The sequence below is a fragment of the Plantactinospora sp. B5E13 genome (assembly GCF_039871775.1).
Classification (GTDB): Bacteria; Actinomycetota; Actinomycetes; order Mycobacteriales; family Micromonosporaceae; genus Plantactinospora.
The window spans coordinates 91,603-105,491 of the sequence record NZ_JBDPLT010000013.1 but is presented as its reverse complement, the minus strand read 5'-3'; the positions used below and the strand labels follow the sequence as shown (position 1 = coordinate 105,491).

General features: G+C 73.1%; 8 protein-coding genes and 1 pseudogene. 1 reads left to right on the top strand and 8 read right to left on the bottom strand.

Going from position 1 to position 13,889, the window contains the following annotated elements:
- Positions 1-249 precede the first annotated feature (249 nt).
- Entirely contained in the window at positions 250-4,287 is a 4,038-nt protein-coding gene (locus tag ABGB05_RS14690) for a discoidin domain-containing protein (RefSeq protein ID WP_347653836.1), read from the bottom strand.
- 109 nt (positions 4,288-4,396) lie between these two features.
- Here ABGB05_RS14690 and ABGB05_RS14685 point away from each other — a divergent pair, with 109 nt between their 5' ends.
- Positions 4,397-5,419 (top strand): LacI family DNA-binding transcriptional regulator, encoded by a 1,023-nt coding sequence (locus ABGB05_RS14685; RefSeq protein ID WP_347653835.1) that lies wholly within the window; start codon positions 4,397-4,399, stop codon positions 5,417-5,419.
- A 120-nt stretch (positions 5,420-5,539) separates the two neighbouring features.
- Here the strand turns inward: ABGB05_RS14685 and ABGB05_RS14680 are convergent, their stop codons facing one another.
- The 7 genes and pseudogenes from ABGB05_RS14680 to ABGB05_RS14650 form a co-directional block, all read right to left on the bottom strand.
- On the bottom strand, positions 5,540-6,766 hold the full coding sequence (locus ABGB05_RS14680) for a putative sulfate exporter family transporter (RefSeq protein WP_347653834.1): 1,227 nt from the start codon (positions 6,764-6,766) through the stop codon (positions 5,540-5,542).
- A complete protein-coding gene (locus tag ABGB05_RS14675; protein ID WP_347653833.1) occupies positions 6,763-7,329 on the bottom strand; it encodes a cysteine dioxygenase family protein in 567 nt (188 codons plus the stop codon). The genes ABGB05_RS14680 and ABGB05_RS14675 overlap by 4 nt, the downstream gene beginning before the upstream one ends.
- 126 nt (positions 7,330-7,455) lie before the next feature.
- A complete protein-coding gene (locus tag ABGB05_RS14670) occupies positions 7,456-8,367 on the bottom strand; it encodes a LysR substrate-binding domain-containing protein (RefSeq protein ID WP_347653832.1) in 912 nt (303 codons plus the stop codon).
- Between the two features lie 129 nt (positions 8,368-8,496).
- Positions 8,497-10,899: pseudogene (locus ABGB05_RS14665) on the bottom strand ([protein-PII] uridylyltransferase); the annotation flags it as partial.
- A gap of 75 nt (positions 10,900-10,974) precedes the next feature.
- Complete coding sequence (locus tag ABGB05_RS14660) at positions 10,975-11,313, bottom strand: P-II family nitrogen regulator (RefSeq protein WP_331216035.1); 339 nt, start codon at positions 11,311-11,313, stop codon at positions 10,975-10,977.
- A gap of 24 nt (positions 11,314-11,337) precedes the next feature.
- Complete coding sequence (locus ABGB05_RS14655) at positions 11,338-12,741, bottom strand: ammonium transporter (protein WP_347653831.1); 1,404 nt, start codon at positions 12,739-12,741, stop codon at positions 11,338-11,340.
- 229 nt (positions 12,742-12,970) lie between these two features.
- On the bottom strand, positions 12,971-13,801 hold the full coding sequence (locus tag ABGB05_RS14650; RefSeq protein ID WP_347653830.1) for an aminoglycoside phosphotransferase family protein: 831 nt from the start codon (positions 13,799-13,801) through the stop codon (positions 12,971-12,973).
- Between the last annotated feature and the right edge of the window lie 88 nt (positions 13,802-13,889).

Below are 13,889 nucleotides of genomic sequence, written 5' to 3'. Positions count from 1 at the left end.
TCCGAGCAGGACGTGACCGGGACACGTGTGTCCGGCCACCGCAAGGGTAGCCGGCCGCCCCATCCGACGCGGCCAGCCCAACCACCTGCGGCCGCCCACCGACGACCGGCGGCGACCAGCAGCCGGGCCACGAACCTCGCGGCCCGGCGAGGGCACCGGATGGGTTGGCCCTTCCCGACCGACCCGACGACCGCACCGGGCGGGCCGGCCCTTCCCGACCGACCCGCCCGGCAGGTGCCGTCCCCGGCGTCAGCCGGCCGAGTTGTACGCCTCGGCCGTCACCCGGACACCGCGCGACACCTCCGGCCGGGACCGCCAGGAGACCGCCACCTGCCGCGTCTCCCCCGGCAGCAGCCAGAAGTAGTTGTCGTCGTACCGGGCCGGGAGGACCCGGTCGCCGTGCGCGTCGCGGACCGCCAGCCGGACCAGCGCGGCGACCGCGTCGCCCCGGTTGCGGACGGTCGCGCGGACCGTGTCGCGCCCGGCGGAGGCGCGTACGCCACCGGTGCTCACCTCCAGCCGGGTCCGGGGCAGGCTGTTGAGCACCCGCATCTCCTCGGCCCGGCCGTACCGCCAGTAGGTGTTCTCCGAGAGCAGCCGGTCCCGGCCGTCCCGCAGTTCCAGCCGGACCAGGTGCAGTCCGGCCCCGGCCGGCGCCGGCACGGTGAACGCGGCGGTGGTCGCCGAGCGGGCGACGTCCACCCGCTGCCGCTGGGGCGTGCCCAGCGGCCGGCCGGCGAGGTCGTACCGGCGGGCGGTGACGGTGGCCCCGGACAGTGGCGCGGCGGTGTGGTTGACCACCCGCACCAACCAGGTGCCGGGGTCGGCCTGGACGTGCAACGGCTCGCAGCCCTTGCGGGCACCGTAGTAGGCGCCGTTCACGTCGAGGTCGTAGTCGTACGTCTGCCAGACCGTGCTGTGCCACGCCGGGTGGGACATCCAGAGCAGCAGCCCGGTGGCGTCCTGCCACAGGTTGGCGTTCCACGCCTCGAACATGGCGCGGTGGTTCTCGTAGTTGACGAACTGCGCCCGGGTGGCGAACTCCGCCAGCGAGCCGGAGCCGCCGAGCCGGGCGTCGATCGCCTCGTGGTAGGTGCCGACCCGCTGGTTGCCGACCGTCGACCAGTCGTGGTGGTTCCAGACCACGCCCGGCGGCCACTCCGGCTCGTCACCGACCAGGTTGCGCATGCTCTCCACGACCGGGACGACCGGCATGCCGATCTCGGTGTGGAAGCCGAACGAGTCCGCCTCGTAGACGGTCCGGTCGACGTACGTCGCCGGGTCGACCCAGTGGTACGGGCCACGTCCACTGACGATGCCGGCCGCCGAGTTGGGGATGTAGAGGATCTCCGGGTGCTCGGTGTCGACGGCCCGCTCGAGCCCGGCGTTGACGATCGGCGGCGGGTCCCCCTCGTTCGCCCCGCACCAGACCACGATGCACGGGTGGTGGCGGTAGCGCCGGATGGTGTCGGCGGCGATGTCGACGTAGCCGGGCGGGTCGGGCAGGAACTGGCCGGCCTGCCAGAAGTCGTTCCAGACCAGGATGCCCTGCTCGTCGCAGGCCCGGTACAACTCCTCCCGATTGCTGCTGCCGAGCCAGTTGCGGATCATTGTGAAGTTCATGTCGCGGTGCATCTCGACCGTGTCGGCGAGCCGGTCGGGCAGCACCCGGCGCAGCAGCTCGTCCCAGCCCCAGTTGCCGCCCCGGGCGAAGACCGGCACCCCGTTGACACTGATCTTCAACTCGGTGATCTTGTTGCTCACGGACTTCACGTCGGTCCAGGTGTCCCCGTCGGTCGAGACCTGGATGACGTACTCGCGGGCGTACGCCTGCTCCCAGACGATGGTGACCTGGTCGAACGCGGTCGGCTCGTCGAGGTCGACCTGGATCCACTGGTTGTCCTCGTGCTTCGAGGCCCACCTGGTACGCGGGTTGCCGTCCACGGCCCGCTCCGGCCCGGTCGAGTCGCTGTCCGCCGACGACGCGGTGGCGGTCCGGCCCCGGGCCAGGTCGAGATCCGGCTCGGCCTGCCGCCCGACCGAGAGCGTCCACATCGACACGCCCCAGGAGGTGGCCCGGGTTCCGGCCTGGATACGCAGGTAGCGGGCGGTCTGACTGGGGAAGGTCTCGACCTGGGTGGCCCGGTTGCCCAGCGGGGTCTCGTTGCTGACCGCCGTGACGTCGGTCCAGTCGTCGCCGTCGGCGGAGACCTGGACCCGGTAGTCGAGCGCGTACGCCTGCTCCCAGACCACGGTGACCCGGTCGAACGCGGTCGGCTCGTCGAGGTCGACCTGGATCCACTGGTTGTCCTCGTACTTCGAGGCCCACCGGGTGCCCGGGTCGCCGTCGACGGCGTTGCCGGGTCCGTTGCCGTCGTGCTCGGACGAGGAGGCGGTGGCGGTCCGGCCCCGGGCCAGGTCGGCGCCGCCGTCGCCGTCGGCCACCGACAGCGACCACATCGAGACGCCCCAGTCGGTCGCCCGCTGGCCGGCCTGGATGCGGACGTACTGGGCGTGCTGGCGGGCGAAGGTGACGGTCTGGGTGGCGGCCCCGTCGACGAACTCCAGCGGGGGCGTGCCGGGCGGGGAGACCAGCACCGGCTGGTGCCAGTCGTAGCCGAACTCGCGGATGCCGAACCGGACCTCCCGCCGGTCGCTGAGCCGGCCGCCGACGGTGGCGGTGACCGCCAGGTCGTACAGGTGGGGCTCGCCGTAGCCGTTGGGCCACCACAGCTTCGGGTCGCGCAGCCGCAGCGCCGGGAAGCGGTCCGGGGCGAAGGTCACGGTCTCGGTCGCGCCGGCGGCGACGGTCACCGTCCGGTCGAGCCGGACCTTGCCGAACTGCGCGCGTACGGTCACCGTGGTCGCGGTGTCGGCCGCGTTGCGCACCGGTACGGCGACGGTCACCTCGGCGGTGTCGGTGGCCGGCAGGTCCGGCAGGGTGGTCCGGACGTACGGATCGCCGACCACCACGGCGCCGGTGCTGCGCAGCCGGACGTGGTCCCAGAGGCCGGTGACCCGGTCCCGGACGGCCGGCATCCAGTCCCAGCCGGAGACCGCCAGGTACGTCGGCGCGTCGAGGTAGTGCCGCGCCGACTGGAGGAAGGTGCGCCCGTCGGTGCCCTTGTCGCCCGGGGTGCCCGGGTGCGGCATCGGGGTGACCCGCACCGCGACGACGTGCTCGGTCCGCCCGGCCAGCGCGGCGGTGATGTCGAGGGCGGCCCGGGCGAAGGGGTGTGTGACGGTGCCCACCTCGGTGCCGTTGACCCAGATGGTGGCCTCGTGGTTGATGCCGTCGAACTCGAGCCAGACCCGCCGGCCGGGCGAGGTGTCCAGTCCGCGCGGCAGCCGCAGCACCCGCCGGTACCACCAGGAGTGCCGGGACAGCGCCTCCGGGATCCGCATGTTGTGGAAGCCGCTGACCGGGTCGGGCAGGTGTCCCCGCTCGACCAGGGTGCCGAGCACCGTCCCCGGTACGGTCGCCGGCAGCCAGTCGCGGACGTCCACCCCGGGCCCGGACAGCGCCGCGCCGTCGGCGGTGCCGGCGAAGTCGTCCATGGTCAGCGCCCAGCCGGACTCCAGGGGCACGGTGCCGTCGGCGGCGACCCGCAGTTCGGGCGCGGGTCGGGTGTTGCCTCCCGCCCAGCTCGTCCAGCCCTTCGCCGGCGGCCGGTGGCCGAGCGGGGTGCCGTAGACCTGGAAGCCGTTGAGGCCGACCGGGTTGCTGTTGGACCGCTTGGTGGCGGTGAGCCGGACGAACCGGGCGGTGACCGGTTCGGGGAGCCGGACGGTCTCGGTGCCGCCCTGGCCGTCGGTGGTTTCGTGGACCGACCGCCAGGTCTGCCCGTCGGAGGAGACCTCGAGCCGGTACGCGACCGCGACGCTGGAGAGGATCTCGTCCCCGTCGGTGTGGGTGTAGTCCCCGTCGAAGGGCCCGTCGGCGAGGGTGGCCTCGAAGACCAGGGTGACCGCCTCGATCCGGCACGGGGCCTGGAGGTCGACCGAGATCCACTGTGGATCGCCGGGTGCGGCCCGCCAGCCGCTGCCGCGTACGCCGGACTGTGGGAGTCCGTCCACGGCGAACGATCCGGGCGTCGGCGCGTAGTCCGTCGACGAGACGGCCACCGGCCGGTACACCGCGAGGTCGGGCGTGGGTGGCGTGTCGGCCGGTCGGACGGACGCGGCGCGGGCGACGTCCGGCAGGACCGCGGTCACGCCGAACGAGGCGAGCAGCGTGGCGCCCGTGGACAGAAGGGTGCGCCGCGATACGGACGGCGACTCGGACATCATGCCTCCCGAGGTCTGACAACGTTGTCAGATACTCGCCACCGTGATCGTTTGTGTCAAGCTTCCGTTTCCGACGCGTGATCTCCGGGTTTCCCGGCCGGACGGTAGGGTGCTGCGCGTGACCAGCACGCCCGGCCGTACCCGGCGCCCCACCATGGTGGACGTGGCCGCCCGGGCCGGGGTCAGCGTGAAGACCGTCTCGCGGGTCGTCAACAACGCGCCCTACGTGCAGCCGGAGCTGGTCGAACGGGTCCTCGCCGCCGTCGCCGAACTCGGCTTCCGACGCAACCACCTGGCCAGCACGCTGCGCTCCGGCCAGGCCACCGCCACCATCGGGCTGCTCATCGAGGAGATCGCCAACCCGTTCTACGCCACCATCGCCGGCGCGGTCGCCGAGGTCGCCGCCGACCACGACACCATGCTCATCATCGCCAGCTCCGAGGAGGACCCGGCCCGGGAACAGCAGCTGCTACGCGACCTCTGCGCCCGACGGGTCGACGGGCTGCTCGTCGTACCTGCCGGCGAGGACCACACCTTCCTGGCCGGTGAGGTGGAACTCGGCACCCCGGCGGTCTTCCTGGACCGGCCGGCGGGCGGGCTGCGGGCCGACACGGTCCTGCTGGACAACCGCGGCGGCGCCCGGGCCGGCGTCCGGCGACTGACCGCGGACGGTCACCGCCGGATCGCGGTCCTGCTCGACTCGACAAGCGTCTACACCATGCGGGAACGGCTGGCCGGTGCCCGGGACGCGTTGACCGAGGCCGGTGCGGCGGACGACCCACTGCTGGTCCGGGACGGGATCCGGGACCCGGCCACCGCCGCCCGGGTCGTCGCGGAACTGCTCGACCAGCCCGACCCGCCGACCGCCTTCTTCAGCCTCAACAACCGGATCTCACTCGGCGCGGTGGAGGAACTGCACCGGCGGGACAGCGACGCCACCCTGCTGGGCTTCGACGACTTCGACTCGGCCCGACTGCTGCCGTACCCGCTCACGGTGATCGCGTACGACACCCACACGCTCGCGCGTACCGCCGCCGAGCTGCTGTTCCGACGTATCCGGGGCGACCGTGACGCGCCCCGCGACGTGCTGGTCCCGACCGAACTGGTCGCCCGGGGGCTGCCCCGGCGCTGACCCGTCCCCGCCTCCCGACCGCCACGGCGCCACATCGGCGTTCGGCACCCGGCCGTCGCATCGGCGACCCGGGGGCTGCTTCCGTCCGGTCGCCCCCTCCGGCCGACTGCCGGGCTCGACTCAGGTGGTCACCAGCACGCCGGCGTACGACACGCCGGCGACCACCACCCACGCGCTGAGCCCCAGGGCGGCGGCCCGCCCCCCGGTACGCGCCAGCGTCGGCAGGTGCACCGCGCTGCCGAGCGCGAACAGCGCCGCCGCGAGCAGGATCTCCTGGAGCAGGGCGGTCCCGGCGAGCAGGCTCTCCGGCAACCAGCCGGTGCTGCGCAGGGCGATCATGGTGAGGAAACCGACGACGAACAGCGGCACCACCGACGGCCGGCGTACCGGCCCGTCCGCGCCGGCCGCCGCACACCGCCGGCCCAGCCCGAGCACCACCACGGCGACCAGCGGCGCGAGCAGCGCCACCCGCATCAGCTTCACCAGCACCGCGTCGCCGAGCGCCGCCGACCCGGCGGACTGGGCGGTGGCGACCACCTGCCCCACGTCGTGCACGCTCGCCCCGGCCCAGCGGCCGAACTGCACGTCGTCCAGGCCCAGCGGATGCTGCAACAGCGGCAGCACCGCGACGGCCAGCGTGCCGCAGAGGGTGACCAGCGCGACCGAGGCGGCGGCGTCCTCCTCGTCACTGCCGGTCGCCGCGCTGACCGCGCCGATCGCCGAGGCACCGCAGATCGAGTACCCGGCCGCGATCAGCAACGGCTGGTCACCGCGCAACCCGATCCTCCGCCCCAACCACCAGGTGCCGCCGAAGGTCGCGGCGACCACCGCGAACACCATCAGCGTCGTCGGCCAACCCAGTTCGCGTACGTCCTGCACGCTCAACTTCAGCCCGAGCAGCACGATGCCGATCCGCATCAGCCGTTTCGCCGCAAGACTCAGTCCCAGGCGGGCCACGCCGCGTACCCGCTCCCGGATCCCGGGCAGGTGCGCCGCCGCGATGCCGAGCACCATGGCCACGGTCAGCGTCGGCACGGCGGGCAGCACCCGGTGCACGGCCCAGGCCGTGGCGGCGCCAAAGCCGGCGGCCAGCAGCCCGGGCAGCACGGCGAGGCGATTGGGCCGGGCCGGGGCGGTGACCCGGGTGCCGACCGGTCCCGGTGGCACGTCCTGCGTGCCGGCGCCGACGCGTACGTCCTCGTGAAGCGCCACACCGGTGCCACCGGCCGGGCGGGCACCGGCACCGTGCGGTGCTCCGGCAACGGTGGGTGCGCGCCGGGCGCCCCGGCGGGACTCGCGACGGGCCGCCGTGGTCAGGGTCGTCCGGCCACCCGTGCGCCGGATCACGACTCGTCGGTCCGCTGCTCGTACACCCGGCGGACGCTCGACCCGAGACGGGAGATGTCCGCGCCGTAGATGTGCAGGGAGATCGCCGTACCGGTGCCGCCGTTCCAGACCCGGTGGATGTCGCCGGGCGGGGCGAAGCCGCACACCTCGCCCTGCTTGTTGACCACGTCCTGGGTGGCGACGAGCCGCGCCCGGCTGCCGTCGGAGACCAGCCGGTACCGCCGCTCGTGCTCCTCCCCCTGGTGCACGCCGGTGACACACCAGGCGACGTGGTCGTGGATGGCGGTGCGCTGGCCGGGCAGCCAGACGAGCGCGACGATCGAGAAGCTGCCGTCACGCTCCGCGTGCAGCAGGTGCTGTCGGTAGTGGTCCAGATCACCCTCGCACTGGGCCGGGGTGAGCAGGTCGGTCGCGCCCAGGTGCGGGGCGAGCCGCTCCCCCACCAGGTACGCGGTCAGGTCCGGCGGCAGTCCCCGGTCCACCACGTCGCGTACCTCCTCGGCCAGCCGGGCGAGGCGGGGCGTACTGACGGTGACGGTAGGGGTGACGGCCGAGGTGCTCATGACGCCAGCCTGACCCCGACCGACCCATCACGTCCAACAACAGTTTCTTCGCCTGACCCAAACAAGCGCTTATGGATCGGGGCTCGCAGACCGGCTCCGCGGGTCAGGTCCGCAGCGCCGACCCGCTCAGTCCGGGCGGCCGGTACGCCGGCCGGCCACCGTCGCCAGCGCCTCCAGCACCCGGGCGGTCGCCGGGATGCGCAGGTGCTCCCGGAGGACGTACGCGGAGACCTGGCGGGTCGAGGCCGGTGCCAGTGGTCGGCCCCGGACCTTGTCCCGGCGCAGGAAGGAGAGGGTGAGCCCGGGCATCATCGCCACGCCGAGGCCCTGGGCGACCAGTGACTGCACGGCGAGGTTGTCGTCCGTGGTGAACACGATGTCGGGGGTGAAGCCGAGCTGGGCGCACTCGTGCAGGAAGTTGGTCCGGCAGCGCAGACAGCCGGCGATCCAGCGCTCCTCGGCCAGGTCGGCGAGCGCGACCGCCCGGCGCCGGGCCATCGGGTGCCCGGCCGGCAGCAGGACGGTGAGCTGGTCCTCCAGCAGCGGCACCTCGACCAGCTCCTCGGGCACCTCCTCCTGCAGCCCGGGATAGGTGAAGGCCAACGTCAGGTCGCTCTCGCCCTGGACCACCCGACGCAGCGAGTCGGGCGGCTCGTCCTCGAGCAGTTCCACCCGGATCCCCGGGTGCCGGCCGGCCAGCAGCGCCATCGCCTCGGGGACCAGCGTGGCGTTCGCGCTCGGGAAGGCGCAGACCCGGACCAGCCCGGTACGGAGTCGGGCGATCGCGGCCATCTGCTGTCGGGCGACCGTCATGCTGCCGAGGATGGTCTCGGTGTGCCGGGCCAGCGTCTCCCCCGCCTCGGTCAGCCGCAGCCGCCGGCCGACCCGGGTGAACAGCGGCGTGCCGACCTCGCGTTCCAGGGCCTTCATCTGCTGGCTGATCGCCGGCTGGGTGTAGCCGAGGGCCTGCGCGGCCGCCGAGTACGACCTGGTCCGGACCACCTCGTGGAAGGTCCTGATATGCCGCGAATCGAACACCGTCGGATCATAGGCACGCCGATCCGGCAACGCCCACGGTCAGTGACGGGCGGCGCACGTCCCCGGACAGACCGCCGGCTGACCCACGGCGGTCAACCGGCGGCGGCTGATCGGCGGCCAGGACCGCGGTCAACCGGCGGCGGCCAGGACGGCAGCCTCGACCCGGTCCCGCTCGGCCTGGTCGGGCCAGCTACCGACCAGGTAGAACGCGTCGACCACGTCACCGCCGAGCGTGGAGATCCGGGCCGCCCGGACCTGGGCACCGGCCTCGTCGAGGGCGGTGGTGACCCGGTAGAGCAGGCCACCGGAGTCGGCGGCCCGCAGTTCCAGGACCACCGCGTCGGTGGCGGCGGCCCGGTGCCAGACCACCCGGGGCGGGGAACCGCCGCCCCGGGCGGCGAGGGCACGCCCCCGCAGCCGCTGGGTCACCGAGATGTCGCCGGTGACCGCCCGGCGCAGGTCGGCGGCGAGCGCCACCGGATCCGGCGGAGTGCCGTACCGGGGTTGGACGAGGAACTCGACCAGGGCGCGGTCCTCGACCATCGACGCGTCGGCGGCCAGCACCTCCAGCCGGTGCAGGGCCAGGCACCCGGCGACCGCGGCGAGCAGCCCCTTCCGGTCGGCGGCGGCCACCGCCACCCGGTCCCCCTCCAGGTGTACGGCGGGCAGCGGTCCCGCCACCAGCGCCGGATCCGGCACCGGCGGCTCGGGGAGCAGACCGGTGTCGAGCCGGGTGTGCACCCGGCGGACGAGTTCGGCGATCAGCCGGGCCTTCCAGTCCGACCAGGCGGCCGGCCCGGTCGCCCGCGCGTCGGCCCGGGCCAGGGCGTGCAACAGGCCCAGGGTGGTGGTGTCCTGCACCGCCTCGGCGACCCCGGTGATGGTCACCGGGTCGCCGATGTCCCGTCGGGTCGCCACCTCCGGCAGCAGCAGGTGCAGCCGGACCAGTTTTCCGATCAGCTCCACCTCGGGCGGCGGCAGCCCGATCCGGGCGGCGATCCGGGCCGCGATCGGGGCACCGACCAGGCTGTGGTCCGCCGGAACGGCGGGCTGTTCCGACCGGCCCGGACCTGCCTCGGTCCCGTCGCCGTCGAGGCCCTTGCCGACGTCGTGCAGGAAGGCGGCGAGCAGCAGCAGGTCGGGCCGGTCCACCTCCCGGGCGTACGCGGTCGCCTCGGCGGCGGCCTGCACCAGGTGCCGGTCGAGCGTGTACCGGTGCACCGGATTGTGCTGGGGCAGGCTGCGCATCCGGGTCCACTCCGGCAGCCAGCCGGCAACCAGCCCGTACCGGTCGCAGGTTTCCCAGGTGGGCACCAGCCCGGCACCGGCGCCGAGCAGGGTGATCAGCGCGGCGCGGGCCGCCGGGGGCCAGGGGGTCGGCAGCGGCGGGCAGTACGCGGCGAGCCACTCGCAGGTGGCCCGGGCGATCGGCAGTCGGGCGCTGGCGGCCGCGGCGGCGACCCGCAGCGACAGGCTCGGGTCGGGGCGGGCGCCGATGGCGGTCCGGGCGAGGACCAGTTCGCCGTCCTGTTCGACGACGTCCCGGGCGACCGGGCGGCGCAGCGGCCGGCCGTCGGCGCCGCGACGGCGGCCGGAGCGCAGCCGGTCGGCGGCCCGGAAGGCGTCGTCGAGGGCGTGGCTGACGGTCCGGGCGTCGCCGGCGACCCGGCGCAGCAGCGCGTCCCCGTCGCCGCTGGTGGGGTCGACGTCGCCGCCGGACGACGACAGCTGGCCACCCCCGGCTGACGACGGGCCGGCTCCGCCGGGTGACGACGGGCCGGACGGCTGGCGGAGTCCGAGCAGGGCCGCGACCGCAGCCCGCTCCTGGGCGAGCAGCCGGTCTACTCGTCGGCCGACCGACTGGTGCAGCGCGTCGCGGGTGTCCAGCAGACGTACGTGGGCGGCCCGGACCGCCGGGCGGAGCGCGTCGCTGATCCCGGCGAAGGAGATCGCCCGGAGCAGCCCGACGTCCCGTAGTCCGCCGGCGGCCTCCTTGAGGTCCCCCTCCAGCAGGAACGCCAGCTCGCCGTGGGCCGACCAGCGGGTCGTGGTGATCTCCCGCAGCCTGGGCAGCACCCGGACGGCGGTGCGCCGCCACTGGTCGGCGGCGGCGGTGACGAGCTGGTCGGCGAGTGCCCGGTCGCCGGCGACGTACCGGGCGTCGAGCAGCCCGAGCGCGACCTTCACGTCGTCGTGGGCGACGGAGAGTGCCTCGGGGATGGTCCGTACCGAGTGGTCGAGCCCGAGCCGGGCGTCCCAGATCGGATACCAGAGGGCGGCGGCCAGCTCGTCCATTCCGGGCACCCCGGCGTGCAGCAGGACCAGGTCCAGGTCGCCGCAGGGGGCGCACTGCCGCCGGCCGAGGCCGCCGACCGCGACCAGGGCGATTCCGCGTACGTCGGCGGGGTCACCGTGATCGCCGGTGGTGCCGGCCGCGCCGGGACCGGCCTCGGCGAGTCCCTTGTTCAGCAGCCCGGCCAGCCAGACGTCGAGCGCCGCCGCACGCTGTGCGCGTGCGGCGGCGCCGATGCCGGCGATGAGCGGGGGCCGGGGGTCGACGTGACCGGCGGTCACCGGCGCGGGTCCCCTGCTCATCGAGTTGGTCTCCTACAGCGCGTCGAGGCCGCGTTCACCGGTACGGACCCGGATGACGTCCTCGACGGCGGTCACCCACACCTTCCCGTCACCGATCTTGCCGGTACGGGCGGCCGTCACGACCGCGTCGACCACCTTGTCGACGTCGATCTCGTCGGTCAGCACCTCGACCCGGATCTTCGGCAGGAACTCCACGGTGTACTCGGCACCCCGGTACACCTCGGTGTGGCCCTTCTGCCGTCCGTACCCCTGGACCTCGCTGACGGTCAGGCCGGCCACGCCGAGGGCGTGCAGGGCCTCCTTCACCGCGTCCAGCTGGTACGGCTTGATGACCGCAGTCACCAGCTTCATGTCCAACCCCTCCATCGGAGAAACTTAACCGGCGACCTTCTCGCTGACCGGAGCGGCCGGCTCCTCGGCCGGCGTGCTGCTGTTCGGGGTACCGATTCCGGCCATGGCGAAGGCGCCGCCGCTGCCGGAGGCCGTGGAGAGGTCGTAGCCGCTCTCGGCGTGTTCCGCGATGTCGATGCTGTCAACCTCGGCCTCCTTCGACACCCGGAAGCCGATGGTCTTCTCGATGATGAAGGCCAGCAGCCAGGCGATGGCGAAGGACCAGACGGTGACGATCAGACCCGCCAGGGCCTGCCGGCCGAGCTGGGTCGCGCCGCCGCCGTAGAAGAGCCCGTCGGAGGCGCCGATCACGTCGCCGATGGCGGCGTTCACGCTGTTGGTGGCGAAGAGGCCGAGCCAGAGCGAGCCGATCCAGCCGCCGACGAAGTGCACCCCGACCACGTCGAGCGAGTCGTCGTAGCCGAGCTTGTACTTGAGGCTGACCGCGAGCGCGCAGACCGCACCGGCGACCAGGCCGAGCAGGACCGCGGCCCAGGGGGCGATGAAGCCACAGGCCGGGGTGATCGCGACCAGACCGGCGACGGCGCCGGAGGAGGCGCCGACCAGGGTCGGCTTACCACCCTTGATCCACTCGACGAAGATCCAGCCCAGCACCGCGGCGGCGGTGGCGAGCTGGGTGTTGATGAAGGCCAGGCCGGCGACCGAGTCGACGGTGAGTTCCGAACCGGCGTTGAAGCCGAACCAGCCGAACCACAGCAGGCCGGCGCCGAGCGCGACCAGCGGGATGTTGTGCGGCTTCATGACCTCCTTGGGCCAGCCCAGCCGCTTGCCGAGCACCAGCGCCACGCCGAGCGCGGCGGCACCGGCGTTGATGTGCACGGCGGTACCACCGGCGAAGTCCAGCGCCTTGATGTTGCCGTCACCGCCACCGATCAGGCCGCCGCCCCAGACCATGTGCGCCACCGGGAAGTAGACCAGGGTGGCCCAGCCGAAGGCGAAGAGCAGCCAGCCGGCGAACTTGGCCCGGTCGGAGATGGCGCCACTGATCAGTGCGACGGTGATCACCGCGAAGACCATCTGGAAGGCCATGAAGACGTAGAGCGGAACGCCGATCCCGCTCGGGTTCTCCGCGGTCGCGCCCCAGAGGTCCGTCTCGGCCAGGAAGGTCTTGGTGCCGAGGTACTGCGAAATGTTGCCCCAGAAACCGTTCACGTCCGAACCGAACGCGACGCTGAATCCGTAGAACCACCACAGAACAGAGATGAGCCCGATCGCGGAGAAGCTCATCATCATCATGTTGAGCACGCCCTTGGACCGGTTCAGGCCGCCGTAGAACAGCGCCAGACCGGGCGTCATGAGCAACACGAGAGCCGTCGACACCAGCAGCCATACTGTGTTGCCGGGGTGGACGGTCGGTGCTTCAGGCACGCTGGCCTCCTAAGGTTGGTTACCCTCCTTCCCGGCCCACCGAGGCAGCATCGCCCGTACGCCGGTTGCGCGGAAGCTTCGTGCGTGGCTGTTTCACCCGTGGTGCCCGCTCGGTTTCTTCCGGGTGACGGGTTGTTTCCAACGTGTGAAGAAGTCCGCACTGTCGGTGGAACGGACAGGGGCATACCAGCCGAATAGTCCACCACTCATGTACGGACAGCGACGCGGCTCACCGCAACGCGTACTCCAGGGTGTGGCGCTCGTAGTCCAGCAGTCGGAGGTCCCGCATCGGCCGCCGCAGGTGCCCCTTGTGCACGATCCGGACGAACGCCGGGTCGCCGGCCGCCGCCATCCGGCGGATCCCCTCCACGTGGTCGACGATCCGCTTGCGGATGGTCCGGACCAGCCGGTGCCGGTCCCGGGGGATCAGCCCGTACGCGTCGGCGAACAGCCGCAGCCGACGCGGCCGGTTCGGCCGTTTCCAGCCGAGCGTGTAGGAGTCCCGGTCGGAGAAGAGCGGCACCCAGGTCCAGGCCGCGTACGCCACGTCGTAGATCCGCGCCCCGGGCGAGGCCAGGTCGAAGTCGATCAGCGCCAGGGTGCCGTCCGGACGCCAGATCACGTTGTGCGGCGCCGCGTCGTGGTGACAGATCACCTCGGTGTCCGGCGGCGGCGGGCCGAACGAGCGCCACACCGCGTTCGGCGGCGGCTGGAAGCCGTACTGGGCGTCGTGGAACATCCGCAGCATGGTGGCGACGGTCACCAGCGCCTCGTCGGTGACCCAGTGCGGGGCGAGCGGGTACTCCCCGCACTCCCCCTCCAGGTACGACAGCACCTCCCGGTTACGGGAGTCCATTCCCAGGGCGCGCGGCGACCCGGTGAAGCCGACGTACTCGAGGTGGCGCAGCAGGGCGTGCACCGACGGCGTCCACGGTCCGACGTTGCGCCGGACCGTGTCGCCCACCCGCACGACAGTGCTGACGTTCCCGCCGTGCAGCGGGATCTCCTGCGATGTCACGTACGTCTCTCCCGAGGAGCGGCGCTGGTTCCCACCCACCACGGTCCCGCCTGGCGGCAGGAAGCGGCAAGTGCACTGACCACGGTCCCGCCCGGGGCGGGCGGGTGTTCACTCGCCACCCGCCGGCCCG